The following is a 23,338-nucleotide window of genomic DNA, read 5'->3' on the forward strand; positions in this document are numbered from 1 at the left end:
TCTTACGCCCGATCGATTTCGACGGTGGTGTGGCCGGACGCATCGCGACGGGTGCGCAGCACGTTCCGGTCCTGATACGAAAGGTAGGTGCGCGTCATGCGTTTTCAAGCGAAAAAGCGTGCGAACTCGGCGACGCTCGCGCGCTCGGTGACGAGGCGGTTCTCGATCGCGTCCGGATCCGCGTGGCCGAGCGCCATCCCGCAGACGAGCTGTTCGTTGGCCGGGATGCCGAGCTGCTCGGCGACGATCCGGTGAAACGGCACGAACGCGGCCTGCGGGCACGTGTCGAGACCGCGGGCGCGCGCGGCCGTCATCACGCCTTGCAGGAACATCCCGCAGTCGAGCCACGCGCCGTGCGTCATCACGCGATCGAGCGTGAAGAACAGCGCGACCGGCGCATCGAAGAAGCGGAAGTTGCGCGCGTGCTGCGCGTGCATGCGCGCCTTTTCGTCGCGGCCGATGTTCAACAGCCCGTACAGATCCCAGCCGACCTTGCGGCGCCGGTCGATATACGGCGACACCCATTCACGCGGGTAGTAGTCGTACTCGGCGACGTATTTCTCGTCGCGCGCCGGATCCTCGTAGGCCGCCGTGAGCGCGGCCGCGAGTGCGTCGCGGGTCGCGCCGGTCGCGACATAGACGCGCCACGGCTGGATGTTGGTGCCCGACGGCGCGCGGCTCGCGGCTTCGAGGATTGCCTCGAGCGTGTCGCGCGGCACGGGCGTCGGCAGGAACGCGCGAACTGCGCGGCGCGACTTGAGCGCGGCGTCGACGGCGTCGACCGTATGAGTTGCGTCGGTGTCGACGCGCGGGGAAGCGGCGGGGACGGACATCGGCATACCTTCGGAACGAGGCGCGCGGCGGCGCGCGGGCGCCGTCGGCAATGCCGGCGCGAAGGCCGGTGAGCCTTCGATGATACGCCGCGCCGCACGACGCTGCAGCGTGCGCGCGGTGTTAGCAGCAGACTCGGCCGGCTGCTTGCTTGCACGCGGATGCCAGATCGTTACACTGAAATCGTAAGGGTCTGATGGGTATGTGACTGCAGCGGCAGCGAGGTTTGGTATGACGACGGCGATGGTGAAACAGGAACTGGCGGTGGCGTCCTTCAGCACGGTGTACGACCTCGAACAGGTCGAGACGGCGCTGAACGACCTGAACGAAAGCGCGAGCGACGCGCTGCGCGCAACCTACGAGCGGATGCTCAAGACCGGCAATCTGCGCTTCTGCGTGAAGCCGAACCGGATGCCGTCGTTCGACGAACTGGAAGAGGCGCTGCCGAATTTCGTCGAGCCGCTCGGCGACGTGCGCAAGCAGGTCGCGCTGTGTCTCGAGACGGAGGACCGGCTCGAACTGATGCCGATCCTGCTGCTCGGGCCGCCCGGCATCGGCAAGACGCATTTCGCGAAGGCGCTCGCGCAACTGCTCGGCACCGCGTACCACTACGTGCCGATGAGTTCGCTTACGGCCGGCTGGATCCTGTCGGGCGCATCGTCGCAATGGAAGAACGCGAAGCCCGGCAAGGTGTTCGAGGCGCTCGTCAACGGCAGCTACGCGAACCCGGTGATCGCGGTCGACGAAATCGACAAGGCCGGCAGCGACGCGCAATACGATCCGCTCGGTGCGCTGTACGCGCTGCTGGAGCACGATACCGCCCGTGCGTTCGTCGACGAATTCGCCGAAGTGCCGATCGATGCGGGCAACGTGATCTGGATTGCGACCGCGAACGACGCGCACGCGATTCCGGAGCCGCTGCTGAACCGGATGAACGTGTACGAGATCGCGCCGCCCGACGCGGCCGGCGCGCGCCGGATCGCGCAGACGATCTACGACGAGATCCGCACGTCGCACGCGTGGGGGCGGCGCTTCCCCGCTACGCTCGACGACGACGCGCTCGACGTGCTGGCCGCGACGCCGCCGCGCACCATGCGCCGCGCGCTGCTGCATGCGTTCGGCACCGCGCGGCTCGACGGCCGCGACGTGATCGCGCCGTCCGACATCCGCGCGGACGAGGGCGCGGCGAAGCGCCGGCCGATCGGGTTCTGAATCGGCGGCGCGCGCAACGATGGGGTTCGCGGGCCGCGCGCCGGGCATCCCGGCGCGCACGCATGTGCGGATGCACATACGTTCTGCAAGCGGGCTAACCGGGACGTACAATTCTTCTCTCTCCCCTCGATGCGTCAGCGACGCGAAACGCCATGGAGCAGACGGATTGTGTGGTGATCGGCGCAGGTGTGGTCGGTCTCGCGATTGCGCGGGAACTGGCCGCCCGCGGGCGCGAGACGATCGTGCTCGAGGCGGCCGATGCGATCGGCACGGGCACCAGTTCACGCAACAGCGAGGTGATTCACGCGGGTCTCTACTACCCGCGCGGCTCGCTGAAGGCGACGTCGTGCGTGCACGGCCGCGAACTGCTGTACCAGTTCTGCGAAACGCATCACGTGCCGCATCGGCGCGTCGGCAAGCTGCTCGTCGCGACGAGTGCGTCGCAGGTGAAGCAACTGAAGGCGATCGCCGCGCGGGCGGCGGAAAACGGCGTGTTCGATCTGCTGCCGCTCACCCGCACCGAGGCGCAGGCGCTCGAACCCGCGCTCGAATGCGTGGAGGCGCTGTTCTCGCCGGGCACCGGCATCGTCGACAGCCATCAGCTGATGCTCGCGCTGCTCGGCGACGCGGAGCGCCACGGCGCGATGTGCGCGCTGAAATCGCCGGTCGAGTCGATCGACGTGCTGCGCGGCGGCCGTTTCGTCGTGCGCACCGGCGGCGACACGCCGACCGAAATCGAGGCGGCGTGCGTGATCAACAGCGCGGGCCTCGGCGCGCAAGCGCTCGCACGCAACACGCGCGGGCTCGATCCGCGCTGGGTGCCGCCGCTCTATCTCGCGCGCGGCAACTACTTCAGCCTGTCCGGGCGCGCGCCGTTCTCGCATCTCGTCTACCCGATGCCCGACCGCGCGGGGCTCGGCATCCATCTGACGCTCGACCTCGCCGGGCAGGCGCGCTTCGGCCCCGACGTCGAATGGGTCGACGCGTTGCGCTACGAAGTCGATCCGGCGCGTGCGCAGGCGTTCTACGCGTCGATCCGCGCGTACTGGCCGGCACTGCCCGACGACGCGCTGCGGCCGGCTTATGCGGGGATCCGGCCGAAACTCGCGGGGCCCGGCGAGCCGCCGGCCGACTTCATCGTGCAGGGCGCGGCGCAACATGGCGTGCGCGGGCTCGTGAACCTGTTCGGCATCGAGTCGCCGGGGCTGACCGCATCGCTCGCGCTCGCGCAGCGGGTGGGCGACATGACGTCGCACGCATGACGCACATGGCCCGCAGCGCTGCGGGCCGCCCGTCCAGATTGCGTTGCGAAGCCCCGTGTGGAATCCCTTATCTCCGGCATTTCTGCGCGCACATTTGTTCACTTGAGCGTTATTCTGTCGAACGGCCGTCGCCAGAACGGCTTTCAAACCGATAACGTTGGAGCGAGTCCCCCATGAAAACATCCCGTCGGAGTTTCCTGATTACGAGCATTGGTGCGGTGTCCGCGCTGGCGCTGTCGCGCGAAGCGCTGGCCGATGCGCCGATGCTGTCGGAAACGGATCCGACCGCGGTGGCGCTCGGCTACAAGGCCGATGCCACGAAGGTCGACAAGGCGAAGTACCCGAAATATGCAGCGGGCCAGGATTGCGCGGCCTGCATGCTGTACCAGGGCAAGAAGGGCTCGGCTTCGGGCCCGTGCGCCGCGTTCGCCGGCAAGCAGGTATCGGCGAAGGGCTGGTGCAGCGCATTCTCGAAGATGGGCTGACGTCCGGCGGCATCGTACGATGCCGCAATGTGGCGAAAACCACAAAACGCCCGCCGTCGACAGACGGCGGGCGTTTTTATTGCTTGAAATCGGTTCCGTCGCTTTCTACACTCGCTGCACAACAGCGCGCCGCGGCCACCCCGCGTACCGCGCCGCCCGATACGGCGAATCAACAAGGACGAGACACGCATGGCGACGATTGCGAATTCATCGAAAACGGTCCGGCCCGAGCGTGCGCTGAACCGGCGTGCGGTGGCGGCGGCCGTGATCGGCAATGCGCTCGAGTGGTACGACTTCACCGTGTTCGGCTTCATGACGGTGGTGATCGCCGAGCTGTTCTTCCCGACGTCGAGTGAATATTCGTCGCTGCTGCTGACCACCGCGACGTTCGGCGTCGCGTTCTTCATGCGCCCGATCGGCGGCATCGTATTCGGGCTGTACGCGGACCGCGCGGGCCGCAAGGCTGCCCTGTCGCTCGTGATCCTGCTGATGACGGTCGGCATCTTCCTGCTCGCGATCGCGCCACCCTATGCGGCGATCGGCATCGGCGGCCCGCTCATGATCGTGCTCGGCCGCCTGCTGCAGGGCTTCTCGGCCGGCGGCGAATTCGGCAGCTCGACCGCGTTGCTGATCGAAGCCGCGCCGTTCTCGAAACGCGGCTTCTACGGCAGCTGGCAGATGGCGAGCCAGGCCGCCGCGCTGCTGATCGGCGCGATCGTCGGCGCGGCCGTCACGCGCGGGCTGTCGCCCGACGCGCTGCGCAGCTGGGGCTGGCGCGTGCCGTTCGTCCTCGGGCTCGTGATCGGCCCGGTCGGCTTCTACATCCGCCGTCATCTCGCCGATTCCGAAGCGTTCCTGCATGCCCAGCAAAGCGCGCGCCGCGCGACGCTCGGCGAGGTGTTCACGCGTCACCCGCGCGAAGTGCTGTGCGGGCTCGGCTCGGTGATCGCGCTGACCGTGACGATCTACGTGCTGATCAGCTATCTGCCGACCTTCGCGGTGAAGCAGCTGAAGCTGCCGTATGCGCAATCGTTCTACGCGGTGATCGTCGGCAACCTGCTGCTGATGGTGCTGTCGCCGATCGCCGGCGCATGGTCGGATCGCATCGGCCGCAAGGGGCTGTCGCTGTGGTCGCTCGTGCTGACGCTCGTGCTGATGTATCCGCTGTTCGCATGGCTCGACGCGGCGCCGAGCATCGGCCGGCTGATCGTGGTGCAGGCCGTGCTGTCGGTCACGCTCGCAGGTTATTACGGGCCGTTCGGCGCGATGATCGCCGAGCTGTTTCCGGCGAACGTGCGCTCGACCGGGCTGTCGATCGCGTACAACGTCGCGGTGATGCTGTTCGGCGGCTTCGGCCAGTTCATCGTCACGTGGCTGATCAAGGTCACGGGCACGCCGCTCGCGCCGACCTACTACGTGATGGCGGGAATCGCGCTGTCGATCGTCGCGGTCGCGTTCGTCCCGGCGCGCAGCGCGGATCTCGACGCGCCGGCGTGACGGATCGAATGCCGTTCCGCGATCGTTACGAAAGCTGCAACGACGGGCTGCGGCCGCCGGAAAATGCGTGACGCGCGTCGCGTCCACGTATGAACTGTTTAGTTGTCGGACGAAACATGCGCGGGATGAACGAAACGGTCGTCGGCGCGCGCAGACGCACTTTTCGCGCGTGCAAAACATCCGCAAAAACCCGTGTGGGCGCGTCTAGAAGACTTTTTTCTCCAGCTTGTTGCAGGATCGATAGCTCAAGTAATATCCGCGTACGCCGGGCCCTGGCGGGACCGGTTCCGATCTGGAGACCTGGAGGAAACATGGAATACAACCGTCTGTTGCACACCCTGCGTGTTACCGCCATTGCAGGCGTGGCAGCGGCATCGCTCGGCGTCGCGGGATCTGCATTCGCACAGATCCCGAACAAAACGCTCGTCTACTGCTCAGAAGGCAGCCCGGCGGGTTTTGATTCCGCGCAATTCACGACCGGCGTCGATTTCACCGCCGCCACGTTCACCGTCTACAACCGCCTCGTCGAATTCGAGCGCGGCGGCACGAAGGTCGAGCCCGGCCTCGCCGAGAAGTGGGACGTCTCGTCCGACGGCAAGGTGTACACGTTCCACCTGCGTCACGGCGTGAAGTTCCACACGACCGACTTCTTCAAGCCGACGCGCGAATTCAACGCGGACGACGTCGTGTTCACGTTCGAGCGCATGCTCGATCCGAACAATGCGTTCCGCAAGGCCTACCCGGTGTCGTTCCCGTACTTCACCGACATGGGTCTCGACAAGCTGATCACGAAGGTCGAGAAGGTCGATCCGTACACCGTGAAGTTCACGCTGGCCGAGCCGAACGCGCCGTTCATCCAGAACATGGCGATGGAGTTCGCGTCGATCGTGTCGGCTGAATACGCGGATCAGCTGATGAAGGCCGGCAAGGCCGCCGACATCAATCAGAAGCCGATCGGCACGGGCCCGTTCATCTTCCGCAGCTACACGAAGGACGCGACGATCCGTTTCGACGGCAATCCTGACTACTGGAAGAAGGGCGCGGTGAAAATCTCGAAGCTGATCTTCTCGATCACGCCCGACCCGGGCGTGCGCGTGCAGAAGATCAAGCGCGACGAATGCCAGGTGATGAGCTATCCGCGTCCGGCCGACATCGCGACGCTGAAGGCCGACTCGGGCGTCGACATGCCGTCGCAGCCGGGCTTCAACCTCGGCTACCTCGCGTACAACGTCGAGCACAAGCCGGTCGACAAGCTCGAAGTGCGTCAGGCGCTCGACATGGCGATCAACAAGAAGGCGATCCTCGAGTCCGTCTACCAGGGCGCCGGCCAGGCCGCGAACGCGCCGGTGCCGCCGACCCAATGGTCGTACGACAAGAACCTGAAGCTGCCCGCGTACGACACCGCGAAGGCGAAGGCGCTGCTCGCGAAGGCAGGCTTCCCGAACGGTTTCGACATCACGCTGTGGGCGATGCCGGTGCAGCGCGCGTACAACCCGAACGCCCGCCTGATGGCCGAGATGATCCAGGCCGACTGGGCGAAGATCGGCGTGAAGGCGAAGATCGTCACGTACGAGTGGGGCGAGTACATCAAGCGCGCGCACGGCGGCGAGCAGGACACGATGCTGATCGGCTGGACGGGCGACAACGGCGACCCCGACAACTGGCTCGGCACGCTGCTCGGCTGCGAGGCGATCAAGGGCAACAACTTCTCGCACTGGTGCTACAAGCCGTTCGACGAGCTGATCCAGAAGGGTCGCACGACGACGGGCCAGGACGCGCGCACGAAGATCTACACGCAGGCCCAGCAGATCTTCGCGCAGCAGCTGCCGTTCTCGCCGATCGCGAACTCGACGGTCTACCAGCCGGTACGCAAGAACGTGGTCGACATGCGTATCGAGCCGCTCGGCTATGCACGTTTCGACGGTGTTGGCGTGAAGTGACCGGGCTGGCGTAAGCTGTCGTCATTGAGAAAACCGGCTTGAAATCATCCGGCGGCGAGGGGCCAAAAGCCCTTCGTCGCCGGTCGCACATTTCCCACAAGAAAATACGAGACGCATCATGTTCCGATTCGTGTTGCGCCGCGTGGGGATGGTGATCCCGACTTTCATCGGCATCACCATCCTGGCGTTTGCGCTGATTCACCTGATACCGGGCGACCCCATCGAAGTGATGATGGGCGAGCGCGGCGTCGATCCCGCGATGCACGCAGAGGCGATGAAACGCCTCGGGCTCGACCAGCCGCTTCCCCTGCAGTACATCCACTACATCGGCCGCGCGCTGCATGGCGACCTCGGCATGTCGATCATCACCAACACGAGCGTCGCGGGCGAATTCTTCGCGCGCTTCCCGGCGACGGTCGAGCTGTCGCTGTGCGCGCTCGTGTTCGCGCTCGCGGTCGGCCTGCCGGCCGGCGTGATCGCCGCGCTGCGGCGCGGCTCGGTCATCGACCACGGCGTGATGGGCACCGCGCTCACCGGCTACTCGATGCCGATCTTCTGGTGGGGGCTGATCCTCATCATGGTGTTCTCGTCGACCCTCGGCTGGACGCCCGTGTCGGGCCGTATCGCGGTCGAATACGACTTCCCGCATCCGACGGGCTTCATGCTGATCGACGCGCTGCTCGCGCCCGACGAAGGCTCGTTCAAGTCGGCGGTCAGCCACCTGATCCTGCCCGCGATCGTGCTCGGCACGATCCCGCTTGCGGTGATCGCGCGGATGACGCGCTCGTCGATGCTCGAAGTGCTGCGCGAGGACTACATCCGCACCGCCCGCGCGAAAGGGCTGTCGCCTGTGCGCGTGGTCGTCGTGCATGCGCTGCGCAACGCGCTGATCCCGGTCGTCACCGTGATCGGCCTGCAGATCGGCACGCTGCTCGCGGGCGCCGTGCTGACCGAGACGCTCTTTTCGTGGCCCGGTGTCGGCAAGTGGCTGATCGATGCGATCGGCCGCCGCGACTATCCGGTCGTCCAGGGCGGCATCCTGCTGATCGCGACGCTCGTGATCGTCGTGAACCTGGTCGTCGACCTGCTGTACGGCGTGCTGAATCCGCGCATCCGCCACACGAGGTAATTCCATGAGCAATCTGCAAAATACCCTGCCGACCGAGTCCGCGCCGGCCGGCGGCCGTGCGCTCGCGCTGCGCGAGTTCTGGGCCAACTTCTCGCGCAACCGCGGCGCCGTCTTCGCCGGCATCGTCGTGATCCTGCTGATCGCAGTCGCGTTGCTGGCGCCGCTGATCGCGCCGCACAGCCCGGTCGAGCAATACCGCGACTACGTGAAGATTCCGCCCGCGTGGCTCGCCGGCGGCAACTGGCAATTCATCCTCGGCACCGACGAAGCGGGCCGCGACATCCTTTCGCGGCTCATGTTCGGCGCGCGGATGTCGTTCTGGATCGGCTTCGTGTCGGTCGTGCTCGCGCTGATCCCCGGCATCGTGCTCGGGCTCGTCGCCGCGTTCTTCCAGAAGTGGGCCGACACGCCGGTGATGCGCATCATGGACGTGCTGCTCGCGCTGCCGTCGCTGCTGCTCGCGGTCGCGGTCGTCGCGATCATCGGCCCGGGCCTCACCAACACGATGTTCGCGATCGCGATCGTCGCGCTGCCGGCCTACGTGCGCCTCACGCGCGCATCGGCGCTCGGCGAGCTGCAGAAGGAATACGTGACCGCGTCGCGCGTGGCCGGCGCCGGCACGCTGCGCCTGATGTTCTCGCAGGTGCTGCCGAACTGCACGGCGCCGCTGATCGTGCAGGCGACGCTCGGCTTCTCGTCGGCGATTCTCGACGCGGCCGCGCTCGGCTTCCTCGGCCTCGGCGTGCAACCGCCGACCGCCGAGTGGGGCGCGATGCTCGCTTCCGCGCGCGACTACATCGACAACGCGTGGTGGATCGTGACGATGCCCGGCCTGTCGATCCTGATTACGGTGCTCGCGATCAACCTGCTCGGCGACGGGCTGCGCGACGCGTTGGATCCCAAACTGAAGCGGATGGCCTAAGATGAAACGACCCCCACGCTCTCTTCGTTCGCTGCCCCCCACGGGGGCGGTCATCCTCCTTGGGGCGGCCCGGCGGAGGATGACATGAGCAACCTTCTGACCATCCGCAATCTCGCGGTGAACTTCAACGGCCTGCCCGCGGTCGACCGGATCAACCTGTCGGTCGCGCCGGGCGAGGTGGTGGGCGTCGTCGGCGAATCGGGCTCGGGCAAGAGCGTGACGATGATGGCGCTGATGGGCCTGATCGACGCGCCGGGCAAGGTGACGGCCGACGAGGTCACGTTCAACGGCGTCGACCTGCTGAAGGCGTCGCCGAAGGCGCGCCGCAAGATCGTCGGCAAGGACATCGCGATGGTGTTCCAGGACGCGCTGACGAGCCTGAACCCGAGCTACACGGTCGGCTACCAGATCAAGGAAGTGCTGAAGCTGCACGAAGGCCTGCGCGGCGACGCGCTGCACCGGCGCGCGCTCGAACTGCTCGACCAGGTCGGCATTCCCGATGCGAAGAACCGCATCGCGTCGTTCCCGCACCAGATGTCGGGCGGGATGAACCAGCGCGTGATGATCGCGATGGCCGTCGCGTGCAACCCGAAGCTGCTGATCGCCGACGAGCCGACCACCGCGCTCGACGTGACGATCCAGGCGCAGATCATGGATCTGCTCGTGAAGCTGCAGAAGGAGCGCGGAATGGCGCTCGTGCTGATCTCGCACGACCTGGCCGTGGTGTCCGAGGTCGCGCATCGCGTCGCGGTGATGTACGCGGGCGAGATCATCGAGACCAATCGCGTGCCCGACATCTTCCGCGCGCCGCATCATCCGTACACCGAAGCACTGCTTGCGGCGATTCCCGAGCACAATAAGGGGGCGCGTCGCCTTGCCGCATTGCCGGGCATGGTGCCGGGCCGCGATGATCGCCCGTCCGGTTGCCTGTTCGCGCCGCGCTGCAAGTACGTCGTCGACGATTGCCGCAAGGCACGGCCGGCGCTCGACACGCTGGTGTCGGGCAACGACGCGATGCGCGCGCGCTGCATCAAGCCGCTCAATGTTTCCACCCTCGACCTGACGGGAGGCGCACGATGAATGCAGTCCACGAAACGCGTGCCACGCCGCACGACGAGGAAGCCGTGCTGGTGGCCGACGGCCTCGCGAAGCACTACACGGTCAAGCGCGGGATGTTCGGTCAGGGCACGGTGAAGGCGCTGAACGGCGTGTCGTTCTCGCTGAAGCGCGGCAAGACGCTCGCCGTCGTCGGCGAGTCGGGCTGCGGGAAGTCGACGCTCGCGCGCCAGCTCACGATGATCGAGACGCCCACCGCGGGCAGTCTCATGATCGACGGCAAGAACGTCGCCGGCGCGAACCGCGAGACGGTCGCCGACCTGCGCCGCCGCGTGCAGATGGTGTTCCAGAACCCGTTCGCGTCGCTGAACCCGCGCAAGACCGTCGAACAGACGCTCGCGGAGCCGCTCGAGATCAACGCGAACCTGACTGCGGCCGAGCGCGCCGCGCGCGTCGCGCAGATCATGCGCACGGTCGGCCTGCGGCCCGAGCACGCGAAGCGCTATCCGCACATGTTCTCGGGCGGCCAGCGCCAGCGGGTCGCGATCGCGCGCGCGATGATCCTCGATCCGCGCATCGTCGTCGCCGACGAGCCGGTGTCCGCGCTCGACGTGTCGATCCAGGCGCAGATCCTGAATCTGTTCATGGATCTGCAGGAGCAGTTCAAGACGAGCTACGTGTTCATCTCGCACAACCTGTCGGTGGTCGAACACGTTGCCGACGACGTGATGGTGATGTACTTCGGCAGCGTCGCCGAGCTCGGCGACAAGGCAACGATCTACGCACGGCCGCGCCATCCGTACACGCGCGCGCTGATGTCGGCGACGCCGGCGATCTTCGAGGAAGACCGCCGCGTGCAGATCAAGCTGCAGGGCGAGCTGCCGTCGCCGCTCAATCCGCCGTCGGGCTGCTCGTTTCACCAGCGCTGCCCGTACGCGATCGAGCGTTGCCGCGTCGAGGAACCGCAGCTGCGCGACGTCGACGGACGCCGCGTGGCCTGCCATCGCGCCGAGGAGGTCGGGGAGGAGAATGCCTGATGTGTTGGCGGCGCGCGCGCCGAGCGTGCGCCGTTCGGGGGCCGGCAGCGCGCGCGTGATGCGCGCGTGCCGCAACGCACGGCGCTGGAGCGTGCGCACGGTCACGGGCGCGGCGCTGGCCGGTGCGTGCGCGGCCGCCAGCGTGCTGGTTCCCGTCGACGCCGCGCATGCCGAAGGGCGTGCGCCGGCGAGTTCGCCGCTCCGTCCGTCGCAGGTTCCGCCGCCCGGCATGAACCTGCCGGGCTTTCATGGGCCGTCCGTGTCGAACGGGACGGTCGCGCGCGGCACCGTGCGCGTGCAGCCGGCGCGCATGCCGTTCTACGTCGCCACCAAGGGCAAGGTCACGCTGTACGTGCTCGGCACGCTGCACACCGGCGACCCGGCCGACCATCCGAGCCAGCAGCCGTTCCGGCCGCGCATCCTCGCGGCGCTCGCCGCGTCGCCGACGCTCGCGCTCGAGCTGTCGCCGGACGATCTGCTCGAATCGCAGGACGACGTGTCGAAGTACGGCGTGTGCCGCTATCCGTGCCTGCAGCGCCTGCTGCCCGAGCCGCTGTGGCAGCGGCTCGCGGCGCGCCTGCGCGGCAATCCGGCCGCACTCGCGGAGATCCGCCGGATGCGGCCGTGGCTCGCGGCGCTCGTCGTCGAGACCTACGACTCGCTGTCGGCCGGCCTGCAGACGGAATTCGGCACCGAGGCGCAGCTGCAGAACGTCTATCTGAAGAAGGGCGGCCGCGTGATCGGGCTCGAGACGCTCGCCGAGCAGATGCGCGCGTTCACCGGGCTGACGCTGGCCGAGCAGCGCGAAATGCTTGCGCAGGACATGGTGCAGACCCCGCAGCAGAACGCCGACGACATCAAGTCGCTGCACCGACTGTGGCAAATTGGCGACGCCGACGCGATCTCCGCGTGGGCGGTCGGGAAGAGCGAACGGCTGGCCCGTTCGAAGGTGCTGTCGGCGTCGATCGACAACAAGATCCTGTACGAGCGCAACCGGCGCTTCGTTGCACGGATGACGGCAATCGCCGCGCCGAACCGGCCGCTGTTCGTCGCGATCGGCGCGCTGCATTTGGGCGGCCCGCGCGGCGTGCTCCAATTGTTGCGCCAGCAAGGATACCGGGTCGACGCGAGCTGATCGCGCGCGTCCGCCCGCACCGATCTTCCCCTGTTTGATCGACCGTGCGCGCGCGGAGCAACGCGCCTGCGCAGTCGTGCGGGCCGATCAGGAAAACCCTCGAATCTTCAGAAAATAGCGTTTAAAACCATTGACATCCCGTTCTGCCAATATCTATTCTTCATCCCACAAGTTGAAAAAATGAAAAGAATAGAAAAAGTTCTACGGGGTAGCAAAAACAAAGCGCGGGGTTAGCGCGTTGCCGGCACGTGATGTACGTGCCGGCCGCGGAGTGTCTGCATGTACGGCGGGGCCACCATCGTCGGACAACAACAATGCATGCGGGCCGGCTTGCGAATAAGCGACGTTCCGTCGTCCAACCGGGGTGAAGTCAATCGGCCGGCGGCGGACGTTTTTTAATCCGGGATCGTGTTCCGGACGCCGTCGCGAGACGGTTTCGGGGGGCTGAATCGACAGACGGCGAAGCCGCGGCGATCAAGCCAACAGAAAAGCGCCACGAGGGCGCTTTTTTCTTTGGTGCGGCGGTTTGGCGACGACGCGTTGCGTCAGGCGCCTTCGTCGGCCTGCAGTGCGCCGGGCGCCACCAGCTCGACGCCAGCCGCTTCGAGCGCCGCGCGGATCCGCTTCGCGAACGCGAGCGCATGCGGGCCGTCGCCGTGCAGGCAGACCGTCTGCGCATTGAGCGGCACCCACTCGCCGCTCACCGCGCGTACCTGCCGGTTGCGCACCATGTCGAGCGTGCGCGCGAGCACCGCGTCCTCGTCGTCGATCAGCGCGCCGGGCTGGCTGCGCGGCACCAGCGAACCGTCCGCGCGGTAGCCGCGATCGGCGAACACTTCCTCGACCGCGGCCAAGCCCGCGTGCCGCGCGGCCGCGATGAACACGCTGTTCGCGAGCCCGAACACCGCGAGCGACGGATCGAAGTCGTGGATCGCGGACACCACCGCGTCGGCGATCATCGGATCGCGCGCGGCCTGGTTGTACAACGCGCCGTGCGGCTTCACGTGCACGATGCGGCCGCCTTCGGCCTGCGCGATCGCCGACAGCGCGCCGAGCTGATACAGCACGCCCGCGTAGATATCGCCGGCCGGCAGCTGCATTTCCTTGCGGCCGAAATTCTCCGGGTCGTGAAAGCTCGGGTGCGCGCCGATCGACACGCCTTTCTGCACGGCCCAGCGCACGCAGTCGCGCATCGCGTTCGCGCCGCCTGCATGCCACCCGCATGCGATGTTCGCCGACGTGACGAGGTCGAGCAGCGCCTCGTCCGATCCGCATCCTTCGCCGAGATCCGCATTCAGATCGATTTCCATGGGTTCCTCGTCCACTGGTTGCGTGGCACGTCCTCTGTCCAGCTACCGCCATTGTCACGCCGCGCGCGATTGCGTGCGACGGCGGGTTTCCTCGCGCATTTCGATCGCGACGTCGATCTGACGCAGATACGCACGTTCTGCGACCAGGGCGGCGCGCGCGACGTCGGGTGTCGTCCGCACGAAGCGGATCGGCAGGTTGAGCCGCGCCTGTGCGAGCTTCCATAGATCCGCGCGGATCACCGTGCCGATCTTCGGATAGCCGCCGGTGGTCTGCGCGTCGTGCATCAGCACGATCGGCTGGCCGTTCGGCGGCACCTGGACCGTGCCGGGCAGCACCGCGTGCGACAGCAGTTCGGCCGGCCGCTCGCGCACGAGCTCGGTGCCGGCCAGGCGATAGCCCATCCGGTTGCTGTTCGCGGTGACGAGCCAATCGTCATCCCAGAACGCCTGCTGCGAATCGGCGGCGAACGACGCGTAGTCGGGCCCCGGCAGCACGCGCACGGGCATCGCCCACGGCGCATGGGCGGGGCGGTGGCGGCGCGGCGGTTCGTCGACGCGCGCGAACGCGCACCACGCGGGCGCCTTCACGCCGAATTCGGGCGCATCCGCCGCGAGGCAGCCGGCGCCGGCCGGCGGCACGCCGACCGGCAGCCGGTCGCCGTCGCGCAGCGCGCGGCCGCCGAGGCCGCCGAAGCGCGACGCGAGATCGGTGCTGCGCGAGCCGAGCATCGGCAGCACGTCGATGCCGCCCGCGATGCACAGGTAGCCGCGCATGCCGCGCTTCGCGGCCGGCAGCACGAGCGTCTGCCCGGCTTCAACCGGCAGGCTCCACCACGAATACACGGGCTTGCCGTCGAGCGTCGCGCCGAATTCGGTGCCGGTGATCGCGATGCGCGTCGCGCGCGTGAAGCGCAACGTGGCCGGGCCGATCGTGATTTCGACGGCGGCCGCGTCGGCGCGGTTGCCGACGAGCCGGTTGCCGACCTCGAGCGCGAGAGCGTCGAGCGCGCCGCCCTGCGCGACGCCGAGATGGCGCGTGCCGCGGCGGCCGAGATCCTGCACGGTCGACAGCGGGCCGGCCCGTAGCACTTCGACGGTGCCCGGTGTGGTGTTCTGGCTCATGTCGCGTCGACTCCCGCAATGGTGAAGCGCACGCGATCGCCGGGCAGCAGCAGCGTCGGCTGCTGGCGCGCCGGATCGAACAGCACGTGCGACGTGCGGCCGATCAGCTGCCAGCCGCCGGGCGAGGTGGCCGGGTAGATGCCGGTTTGCGCGCCGCCGATGCCGACCGAGCCGGCCGGCACTTCGAGCCGCGGCGCCGCGCGGCGCGGCGTGTGCAGCGACGCATCGAGGCCGCCGAGATACGCGAAGCCCGGCTGGAAGCCGATGAAGAACACGACGTATTCGCCGGCCGCGTGACGCGCGACGACCTCGTCGGCCGACAGCCCCGTGTGCGCGGCGACGGCCGGCAGGTCGGGGCCGGCGGCGCCGCCGTATTCGACCGGGATCTCGACCGTCCGGCCGTCCGCGTGCTCGACGTCGGCCGTCTCCCACGCGTCGCGCAGCGCCGGCGTGAGCGAGTCGGCCGTCGCGGCGAGCGCGTCGAACACGATCGTCAGGTTATTCATGCCGGGCACGACGTCGATCACGTCGGGCCACGCGCGAGCGACCTCGGCCACGGCCCAGACGCGGCGTTGGCAATCGAGCGTGGCGGGTGGCGGCACCTCGCAGACGAGGGCGGCATCGCCGAGCGGATAAATGCGGGGTGGCGTCATCGGACTGGCACGGTTCGGACGGCAATGTTAGCGTACATTGTCAATAAGATATCGATAACTTACCAATAAGCGTTTTTGCCTAGCTCGCCTGCCGCTGCTTCTGGCGTACACTCGGCACACCCTGGCATCCGGCTTGCGCCGCCTTTTCATGAAGCGTCCTGCGACCAAGATCGTGTCATCCGAACACCTCGTTTCCGATTCGAGCGCGGAGTTGTCGGAACTCGAATACGGGCTCATCATGGCCGGCAACGCATTCAACCGATGGATGGTGCGCTGCATGTCGGCCGCCGGTGCGAAGGACATGACGGCGGTCGAGGTGTCGCTGCTGCATCACGTCAGCCATCGCGAGCGCAAGAAGAAGCTCGCCGACATCTGCTTCGTGCTCAATATCGAGGATACGCACGTCGCGACCTATGCGCTGAAAAAACTGATTGCGCGCGGCTATGTGAAGAGCGAGAAGAACGGCAAGGAGGTGTTCTTCTTCGCGACCGACGCGGGCCGCGAGCTGTGCCTGAAGTATCGGGAAGTGCGCGAGCACTGCCTGATCGAAACGCTGAAGGACAGCGGCCTCACCAACCAGCAGATCGGCGACGCGGCGCAGCTGCTGCGCCATGCATCGGGGCTCTACGACACGGCCGCGCGCGCGGCGGCATCGCTGTAAACGATTGCGCACGAAACGGCACGTGGTGCCCGGCTGACGCACATGCGGCAATGGCCGCGGCGCCGCGTGCGACGTCATCCGGCGGCCGGGTAGAGCGCGCCGTCGGTCACGATCCAGCGCATCGCGAGATCGTGCGCTTCGGCCGGCAGTGCATCGACGCGGCACGCTTCGTACGCGATGCCGACCGTCACCGGCAGCGTGTCGGCCGGCCACACGGCGAGCGTGCGATCGTAATAGCCGCCGCCATAGCCGAGCCGGTAGCGCTGCAGGTCGAATCCCACACACGGAATCAACAGCAGATCGGGCACGACGACGACCCCTGACGCCGGTTCCGGAATCCGGTGATGGCCTTCGCGCATCGGCGTCGCCGCATCCCACGCGTGGAACGCGAGCGGTGTGTGGCGCTCGCCGATCACCGGCAGTGCGGCGCGGCGGCCCGCGCCTGCCGCGGCCCACGCGAGCACCGCATCGCGTGCGTCGAACTCGCCCGGCAGCGGCCAGTAGAAGCCGACCGTGCGCGGTGCGAGCCGCTCGAGCAGGCGGCGCAGCCGCGCGTCGAGCGCGGCGTTCGCGGCGGGCTGCGACGCGGCGTCGCGACGCGCGCCGGACAGCGTTTTGCGCAGGGCAACCTTCGGGTTCGGCACAGGGTTGCATGCTATGCTTTCGCTCAATTCGTGCTCCATTCAAAACGATGTCGAACAGCCTTTTCCGAGTATATCGCGCGGTCGCGCTGACGCTTTCGGCCGCCGCGCTCGTGGCGGGCACGGCGGCGTGCGCCGCACCGAGCGACGACACGCTCTCCGGGGATGACCAGATCTTCGTGCAGCTTCGCGAAGCCGCGCGCCGTAACGACGCCGCGAAGGCTGCGCAGCTCGCGTCGACGATCCCGAACTATCCGGTCCCGTCCTACGTCGAGTATTTCCAGATCAAGCCGCAGTTGTTCGATTCGTCGGGCCAGGCACGCCTCGATGCGCCCGACGCGCCGGTGCAGTCGTTCCTGCAGCGCTACGACGGCCAGGCGATCGCCGACCGCCTGCGCAACGACTACCTGCTCGTGCTCGGCGCGCGCCACGACTGGCGCGGCTTCGACGACCAGTACAAGCGCTTCGTGCTCGACGACGACACGCAGGTCAAGTGCTACGCGCTCGAATCGCGCGCGGCGCGCGGCGAGAACGTCGCCGACGCGGCGCGTGCGCTGCTCGTCGAGCCGAAATACTACGGCGACGCCTGTGTCGACCTGATTACGGCGCTCGCCGTCAACCAGCAGTTCACGAGCGACGACGTGTGGCAGCAGGCGCGCCTCGCGTTCGAGCAGAACTACACGACGCTCGGCGGCAAGATCGTCGACGCGCTCGGCCCGCGCCCGGTCGGCTTCGACCAGGCGACGAGCGCGCCGCCGCTGTACCTCGCGCGCGGCGTCGGCCCGGACGCGGTCTCGCACCAGCTTGCGCTGATCGCGCTCGGCCGCATGGCCCGCAACGATCCGGATGCGGCGGCGGGGATGCTGACAACGGTCGCGCCTTCGCTGACCAAGCAGGAACAGGCGATCGCGTGGGGCGCGATCGGCTACCAGGGCGCAATCAAGCGCTCGCCGCTCGCGTCGGTCTGGTATGCGAAATCCGCGAACGCGCCGCTGTCCAACGCGGGCTACGAATGGCGCACGCGCGCGGCGCTGCTCGCCGGCAACTGGCCGATGGTGCGCTGGTCGATCGAGCAGATGCCGCCGTCGCTGCGCAACGATCCGGCGTGGATCTACTGGCATGCGCGCGCGCTCAAGCAGAGCGGCGACACGCTGCAGGCGAACCAGGAATTCGAGCAGGTCGCGGGCCAGTTCAACTTCTACGGGCAGCTCGCCGGCGAAGAGCTCGGCCAGCGCACGACGATCCCGCCGCGCACCAAGGTGAGTGACGCGGAGATCGACGCGATGAGCAAGATCCCGGGCTTCGCGCTCGCGCAGCGCTTCTATGCGCTGAACCTGCGTCTCGAAGGCAATCGCGAATGGAACTGGCCGCTGCGCGGGATGACCGATCGCCAACTGCTCGCAGCCGCCGAATACGGCAAGCGCGTCGACCTGCTCGATCGCACGGTCAACACCGCCGATCGCACGAAGGCCGAGCACGACTTCACGCTGCGCTATCCGTCGCCGTACCGCGACATCGTCGAGCGCTACGCGCGCTCGACGAGCCTCGACGTCGAATGGGCGTACGGGCTGATCCGCCAGGAATCGCGCTTCATCACGAGCGCGCGCTCGTCGGTCGGGGCGGGCGGCCTGATGCAGCTGATGCCGGCGACGGCGCAGATGGTCGCGAAGAAGCTCGGGCTCGGCCCGATCACGCGCGCGCAGATGCACGACATCGATACCAACATCCAGCTCGGCACCTGGTATCTGTCGGACATCTACAACACCTTCGACAGCTCGCCGGTGCTCGCCACGGCCGGCTACAACGCGGGCCCGGGCCGGCCGCGCCAGTGGCGCCAGGTGTTGACGCAGCCGATCGAAGGCGCGATCTTCGCAGAGACGATTCCGTTCAACGAGACGCGCGACTACGTGAAGAACGTACTGTCGAACACCGTCTATTACGCGGCGCTCTTCGAGGGCAAACCGCAGTCGTTGAAGAAACGTCTAGGCATGATCTCGCCCTGATACGCAATCTTCACACTGCCGCGCGAGACGCGGCAGTGTTCCAACGGGCGGTTCACGCTGATAACGGGCTTGCCGATACCGACACAATCCATCATGGGGCTGGCCGCCGGAACGGCTGATCGCGGCGTCGCGCTCCTTGCGGATACGGCGAGTGTTCGCTTCGTCGCAATCCTTGCTCGGCCCTTCCGGCGGCGGCGCAAGCCTGTTGTCAGCGTGACCAGACCCGAGGAGTTCGGAATATGGATCGCCAGACCGTCGCGCTGCTGGGCGGCACCGGCTTCATCGGCAGCCGGCTCGTCAATGCACTGATCGACGCCGGCAAGCAGGTACGCATCGGCACGCGGCGACGCGACCATGCGCGCCATCTGCAGATGCTGCCGGTGGAAATCGTCGAACTCGACGCACTCGATACGCGCACGTTGGCCCGCTTCGTGGCCGGCGCGCACGCGGCGGTCAATCTGGTCGGCGTGCTGCACGGCGGCCGCGGCACGCCGTACGGGCCGGGCTTCGAGCGCGCGCACGTCGCGCTGCCGGCTGCGCTGGCCGCCGCATGCGTCGAGGTCGGCGTGCGGCGCGTGCTGCACATGAGCGCGCTCGGCGCGGATTCGCACGGCGCGAGCATGTACCAGCGTTCGAAGGGCGACGGCGAGGCCGCGCTGCATGCGGTCGCCGCGACCGATTCGCTCGCGCTGACGATCTTCCGGCCGTCGGTCGTGTTCGGCCCCGGCGACGCATTCCTCAACACGTTCGCGAAGCTGCAGCGCACGTTGCCCGTGCTGCCGCTCGCGATGCCCGATGCGCGCTTCCAGCCGATCTTCGTCGGCGACGTCGTGCGCGCGTTCGTCAACACGCTCGATCTCGCGGGCGCGCACGGCAAGACCTACGAACTCGGCGGCCCGACCGTCTACACGCTCGAGCAACTGGTGCGCTATTGCGGCACGCTGGTCGGACGGCAGGCACGCATCGTGCGGTTGCCCGACGCGCTCGCGCAACTGCAGGCGCGGGTGTTCGAAAGCCTGCCCGGCGAGCCGGTGATCACGCGCGACAATCTCGCGTCGATGTCGGTGCCCAACGTGCTGTCCGGGCCGCTCGCACCGGAACTCGGGATCGCGCCCGCGAGTCTCGAAAGCATCGCCCCCGCGTATCTCGGCCACGCCGCGCGGCGCTCGCGCTTCGACTGGTTCCGCTCGCGCCGCTAGGGCGCCGCACGCGGCCGCTTTCGTCCTTCATTTTTGCGCTTTTCGGAACACCGCCATGAAACTCGTCATTGGAGACAAGAACTGCTCGTCATGGTCGATGCGGCCGTGGCTGCTGCTCGCGCACTTCGGCATCCCGTTCGACGAGATCGCGATCGAGCTGCGCCGCGACGACACCGCCGCGCGCATCCGCGAGTATTCGCCGTCCGGCAAGGTGCCGTGCCTGATCGACGACCACGGCGCCGCGATCTGGGATTCGCTCGCGATCGCCGAGACGCTCGCCGAGCGCTATCCGCACTTGCCGATGTGGCCGGCCGATCCGGCACAGCGCGCGCACGCACGCTGCATCTCGGCCGAGATGCATTCGGGCTTCGCCGCGCTGCGCACGCAGATGGGGATGAACGTGCGCGCGTCGATGCCGGGGCGCGGTGCGACGCCCGACGCGCTCGCCGACGTCGCGCGCATCGACGCGCTGTGGAGCGAATGCATCGAGGCGTCGGGCGGGCCGTTCCTGTTCGGTGAATTCGGGATCGCCGACGCGATGTATGCGCCCGTCGTGATGCGCTTCAACACGTACGCGCCGGCGCTGTCGCCGGAGGCTGCAGGCTACGCGGCGCGCGTGACGGCGCTGCCGGCGGTGCAGCGGTGGATCGATGCCGCGCGCCGTGAAACCAACGTGATCGCCGAATACGAACCCCAGCCATGAACATCTACGCAGTAGGCGGAGCGATCCGCGACGAATTGCTCGGCGTGCCGGTTCAGGACCGCGACTACGTGGTGGTGGGCGCGACGCCCGAGCAAATGGCCGCGCAGGGCTTCCGGCCGGTCGGCAAGGATTTTCCCGTGTTCCTGCATCCGGACACGCAGGAGGAATACGCGCTCGCGCGCACCGAGCGCAAGACGGCGGCCGGCTATCACGGCTTCCAGTTCTATTACGCGCCGGACGTGACGCTCGAAGAGGATCTCGCGCGGCGCGACCTGACGATCAATGCGATGGCGCGCGAGGTGAGCCCCGAGGGTGCGCTGGTCGGCCCCGTGGTCGACCCGTTCGACGGGCAGGCCGACTTGCGCGCACGCGTGTTCCGGCACGTGAGCGACGCGTTCATCGAGGATCCGGTGCGGATCCTGCGGATCGCGCGCTTCGCCGCCCGCTTCGCGGATTTCACGATCGCGGACGAAACGCTCGCGCTGATGCGGCGGATGGTCGACGCGGGCGAGGTCGATGCGCTGGTGCCCGAGCGCGTGTGGCAGGAAATCGCACGCGGGCTGATGGAAGCGAGGCCGTCGCAGATGTTCGCGGTGCTGCGCGAGTGCGGCGCGCTCGCGCGCATCCTGCCGGAGGTCGACGCGTTGTGGGGCGTGCCGCAGCGCGCCGACTACCATCCGGAAGTCGACACGGGCGTGCACGTGATGATGGTCGTCGACTATGCGGCGAAGCAGGGCTATTCGCTGCCGGTGCGCTTCGCGGCGCTCACGCACGATCTGGGCAAGGCGACGACGCCCGCGGACATCCTGCCGCGCCACGTCGGCCACGAAGGCCGCAGCGTCGACCTGCTCAAGCCGTTGTGCGAGCGGCTGCGCGTGCCGAACGAATGCCGCGATCTCGCGCTGGTGGTCGCGCGCGAGCACGGCAACCTGCATCGCGTGATGGAGATGGGCGCGGCCGCGCTGGTGCGGTTCTTCGAGCGCAGCGACGCGCTGCGCAAGCCCGCGCGCTTCGCCGAGATGCTGCAGGCGTGCGAATCGGATGCGCGCGGCCGGCTCGGGCTCGAGACCCAGCCGTATCCGCAGGCGGAGCGGCTGCGCGTGGCGCTGGTGGCGGCGCGCAGCGTCGACGCGGGCGCGGTCGCGCGCGGGGTCGGCAACGACGCGATGCAGATCAAGGACGCCGTGCATCGCGCACGCATCGAGGCCGTCAAGCAGGCGCTGGCGATCGCGGAATAGGCGGGCGGAGGGGGCCGCGGTTCGGTACGGCAATTCGGTGCCGCGCCCCAGTGCCGCGCATCGTGCGTATGGCCCGGGCCGCGCGGTGCGTCACCGGCCGCCAGCCGTCATTTCTTCGTGCGGACGGTGGTGCGGCGTGCCGGCGTGGCCGCCGCCGGACGCTTGCCGGCGGGCGCCCGCGGCTTCCCGGCGGCCGGTTTGGCTGCTGCGCGGGCCGGCGTGTCGGTGGGCTGCGGCGTGTCCCCGGCCGCATCCGCATCCGCATCCGAGTTCGCATCCGTGTGCGCACGGCGTGCGCGTTTCGGCACCGGTTCGCGGCGGCTTACGCGCGGCTCGCCCGGCGTTGCGTCGGCATCGTGCGCGAGCAGCCTGGGCTTCACCGCCGCGGGGCCCAACTCGGCGCAGTCGTCGCCGAACAGCGGCAGCGTGCCGACCGCGATCAGCTCGGCGGGCCCGTCGCCGACGTTCGCGACGCGATGGCGCTTTCTCGCATCGAAGTGCAGCGAATCGCCGGGCGCGAGCGGGTAATCCTTCTTGCCGATCGTGTAGCAGAGCCGGCCGGTCAGCACGTACACGAACTCGTCGCCGCCGTGGGCAACCCATTCCGAGCGGTAGCCCTCCATCATCCGGACCTTGAGCGCATTGATCTGACTGCCGTCGAAGGTGGTGGACAGCCGCTCGTACCACTGCGACGTGGCGTCGACCGCGTACGGTTCGCGGTGGCCCGCGTGCGAATCGGGCTGCACCTGGCGCGGCTGCTCGATCAGCGCGCCGAGCGGCACGTTCAGCGCCTTCGCGACATTGGCGAGCGATGACAGCGAGATGCCGGTGAGATGGCGCTCGACCTGGGACAGGAATCCGACCGACAGACTCGCTTCGGTCGCAACCTCCAGCAGCGTCTTCTTCGCTTCCCGGCGCAGGCGCCGGATGCGCTGGCCGATACGCATGATGTCTGAATCCATGAATCTCTTTCGTGACTACGAGTCGGGAGGCGGGCGGAGGGGCGGTGCCGTCGCCGGACGGGGCTGGTCCGCGAATCGCACGAAGCACGGCCGTCGGGACGACGATGCGCGCGCATTGTACCGCGCGGTGGCGCCCGCACGACGCGCGGACGACGCCCGCGCGCGCAGGCCGCGCCACCGCCGCGCACCGCGCGAGAAATTTTAGCCCTGCAAAAATTTTAGCTTGACCTCAATTTCGCCGTGCTCTAGATTCTGTCGCGTGCATCAAACAAAGTTAAGTGAGACAAAAATTTTTCCCGAAGGCCAGCCGCCTGGACGGCACCGCGGCCCGGTTGTCCGC

At 67.9% G+C, this 23,338-nt stretch carries 21 protein-coding genes; 15 read left to right on the plus strand and 6 right to left on the minus strand.

The annotated features are described in order from the left end of the window. Nucleotides 1-104: 104 nt before the first annotated feature. On the minus strand, nt 105-833 hold the full coding sequence (locus O1Q03_RS24445) for a nitroreductase (protein ID WP_269506588.1): 729 nt from the start codon (nt 831-833) through the stop codon (nt 105-107). Nucleotides 834-1,062: 229 nt separating this feature from the next. Between O1Q03_RS24445 and O1Q03_RS24450 the strand changes: the two genes are divergently transcribed. The 10 genes from O1Q03_RS24450 to O1Q03_RS24495 all read left to right on the plus strand — a co-directional run bounded on the left by O1Q03_RS24450 (nt 1,063) and on the right by O1Q03_RS24495 (nt 12,506). Next, nucleotides 1,063-2,043: an AAA family ATPase gene (locus O1Q03_RS24450; RefSeq protein ID WP_269506589.1), complete on the plus strand. Its 981-nt coding sequence runs from the start codon at nt 1,063-1,065 to the stop codon at nt 2,041-2,043. Between the two features lie 152 nt (nt 2,044-2,195). Next, a complete protein-coding gene (locus tag O1Q03_RS24455) occupies nt 2,196-3,305 on the plus strand; it encodes an NAD(P)/FAD-dependent oxidoreductase (protein WP_269506590.1) in 1,110 nt (369 codons plus the stop codon). Nucleotides 3,306-3,478: 173 nt separating this feature from the next. Beyond that, nucleotides 3,479-3,790, plus strand: coding sequence for a high-potential iron-sulfur protein (locus tag O1Q03_RS24460; RefSeq protein WP_269506591.1), 312 nt, complete (start codon nt 3,479-3,481; stop codon nt 3,788-3,790). A gap of 189 nt (nt 3,791-3,979) precedes the next feature. Continuing rightward, nucleotides 3,980-5,287: an MFS transporter gene (locus O1Q03_RS24465; RefSeq protein WP_269506592.1), complete on the plus strand. Its 1,308-nt coding sequence runs from the start codon at nt 3,980-3,982 to the stop codon at nt 5,285-5,287. Between the two features lie 311 nt (nt 5,288-5,598). Continuing rightward, the gene (locus O1Q03_RS24470; RefSeq protein ID WP_269506593.1) at nt 5,599-7,227 is read left to right on the plus strand and encodes an ABC transporter substrate-binding protein; all 1,629 of its coding nucleotides are present in this window, start codon (nt 5,599-5,601) and stop codon (nt 7,225-7,227) included. A 118-nt stretch (nt 7,228-7,345) separates the two neighbouring features. Then, complete coding sequence (locus O1Q03_RS24475; RefSeq protein WP_269506594.1) at nt 7,346-8,356, plus strand: ABC transporter permease subunit; 1,011 nt, start codon at nt 7,346-7,348, stop codon at nt 8,354-8,356. Between the two features lie 4 nt (nt 8,357-8,360). Beyond that, nucleotides 8,361-9,278 (plus strand): ABC transporter permease subunit, encoded by a 918-nt coding sequence (locus O1Q03_RS24480; RefSeq protein ID WP_269506595.1) that lies wholly within the window; start codon nt 8,361-8,363, stop codon nt 9,276-9,278. Nucleotides 9,279-9,362: 84 nt separating this feature from the next. Beyond that, on the plus strand, nt 9,363-10,358 hold the full coding sequence (locus O1Q03_RS24485; RefSeq protein WP_269506596.1) for an ABC transporter ATP-binding protein: 996 nt from the start codon (nt 9,363-9,365) through the stop codon (nt 10,356-10,358). After that, complete coding sequence (locus O1Q03_RS24490; RefSeq protein WP_269506597.1) at nt 10,355-11,371, plus strand: peptide ABC transporter ATP-binding protein; 1,017 nt, start codon at nt 10,355-10,357, stop codon at nt 11,369-11,371. The genes O1Q03_RS24485 and O1Q03_RS24490 overlap by 4 nt, the downstream gene beginning before the upstream one ends. Beyond that, complete coding sequence (locus O1Q03_RS24495) at nt 11,364-12,506, plus strand: TraB/GumN family protein (protein WP_269506598.1); 1,143 nt, start codon at nt 11,364-11,366, stop codon at nt 12,504-12,506. Before O1Q03_RS24490 ends, O1Q03_RS24495 begins: the two co-directional genes overlap by 8 nt. A 545-nt stretch (nt 12,507-13,051) precedes the next feature. Here O1Q03_RS24495 and pxpA read toward each other — a convergent pair. The 3 genes from pxpA to pxpB are packed head-to-tail and all read right to left on the minus strand — an operon-like array spanning nt 13,052 to nt 15,591. Then, entirely contained in the window at nt 13,052-13,816 is a 765-nt protein-coding gene (gene pxpA, locus O1Q03_RS24500; protein WP_269506599.1) for a 5-oxoprolinase subunit PxpA, read from the minus strand. 54 nt (nt 13,817-13,870) lie between these two features. Beyond that, complete coding sequence (locus O1Q03_RS24505) at nt 13,871-14,938, minus strand: biotin-dependent carboxyltransferase family protein (RefSeq protein ID WP_269506600.1); 1,068 nt, start codon at nt 14,936-14,938, stop codon at nt 13,871-13,873. Next, complete coding sequence (gene pxpB, locus O1Q03_RS24510; protein ID WP_269506601.1) at nt 14,935-15,591, minus strand: 5-oxoprolinase subunit PxpB; 657 nt, start codon at nt 15,589-15,591, stop codon at nt 14,935-14,937. The genes O1Q03_RS24505 and pxpB overlap by 4 nt, the downstream gene beginning before the upstream one ends. Before the next feature lie 148 nt (nt 15,592-15,739). On the opposite strand from pxpB, the gene O1Q03_RS24515 reads away from it, so the two are divergent. Next, nucleotides 15,740-16,252 (plus strand): winged helix DNA-binding protein, encoded by a 513-nt coding sequence (locus tag O1Q03_RS24515; protein ID WP_269506603.1) that lies wholly within the window; start codon nt 15,740-15,742, stop codon nt 16,250-16,252. Nucleotides 16,253-16,326: 74 nt separating this feature from the next. Here O1Q03_RS24515 and O1Q03_RS24520 read toward each other — a convergent pair whose 3' ends face one another. Beyond that, nucleotides 16,327-16,935, minus strand: coding sequence for a 5-formyltetrahydrofolate cyclo-ligase (locus tag O1Q03_RS24520; protein WP_269506604.1), 609 nt, complete (start codon nt 16,933-16,935; stop codon nt 16,327-16,329). 8 nt (nt 16,936-16,943) lie between these two features. Between O1Q03_RS24520 and O1Q03_RS24525 the strand changes: the two genes are divergently transcribed. The 4 genes from O1Q03_RS24525 (at nt 16,944) to O1Q03_RS24540 (ending at nt 22,036) form a co-directional block, all read left to right on the plus strand. Then, on the plus strand, nt 16,944-18,896 hold the full coding sequence (locus tag O1Q03_RS24525) for a lytic transglycosylase domain-containing protein (RefSeq protein ID WP_269506605.1): 1,953 nt from the start codon (nt 16,944-16,946) through the stop codon (nt 18,894-18,896). A gap of 239 nt (nt 18,897-19,135) precedes the next feature. After that, entirely contained in the window at nt 19,136-20,095 is a 960-nt protein-coding gene (locus O1Q03_RS24530; RefSeq protein WP_269506606.1) for a complex I NDUFA9 subunit family protein, read from the plus strand. A gap of 55 nt (nt 20,096-20,150) precedes the next feature. Continuing rightward, nucleotides 20,151-20,798, plus strand: coding sequence for a glutathione S-transferase family protein (locus tag O1Q03_RS24535; protein WP_269506607.1), 648 nt, complete (start codon nt 20,151-20,153; stop codon nt 20,796-20,798). Next, nucleotides 20,795-22,036 carry a multifunctional CCA addition/repair protein gene (locus O1Q03_RS24540; RefSeq protein WP_269506608.1) on the plus strand — a complete coding sequence of 414 codons (1,242 nt, stop codon included), beginning with the start codon at nt 20,795-20,797 and terminating at the stop codon, nt 22,034-22,036. Before O1Q03_RS24535 ends, O1Q03_RS24540 begins: the two co-directional genes overlap by 4 nt. A gap of 107 nt (nt 22,037-22,143) precedes the next feature. On the opposite strand, the gene O1Q03_RS24545 is transcribed toward O1Q03_RS24540, so the two are convergent. After that, on the minus strand, nt 22,144-22,998 hold the full coding sequence (locus O1Q03_RS24545; RefSeq protein WP_269506609.1) for a helix-turn-helix domain-containing protein: 855 nt from the start codon (nt 22,996-22,998) through the stop codon (nt 22,144-22,146). Nucleotides 22,999-23,338 lie beyond the last annotated feature (340 nt).

Source organism: Burkholderia sp. IMCC1007 (genome assembly GCF_027257875.1).
Taxonomy (GTDB): Bacteria; Pseudomonadota; Gammaproteobacteria; order Burkholderiales; family Burkholderiaceae; genus Burkholderia.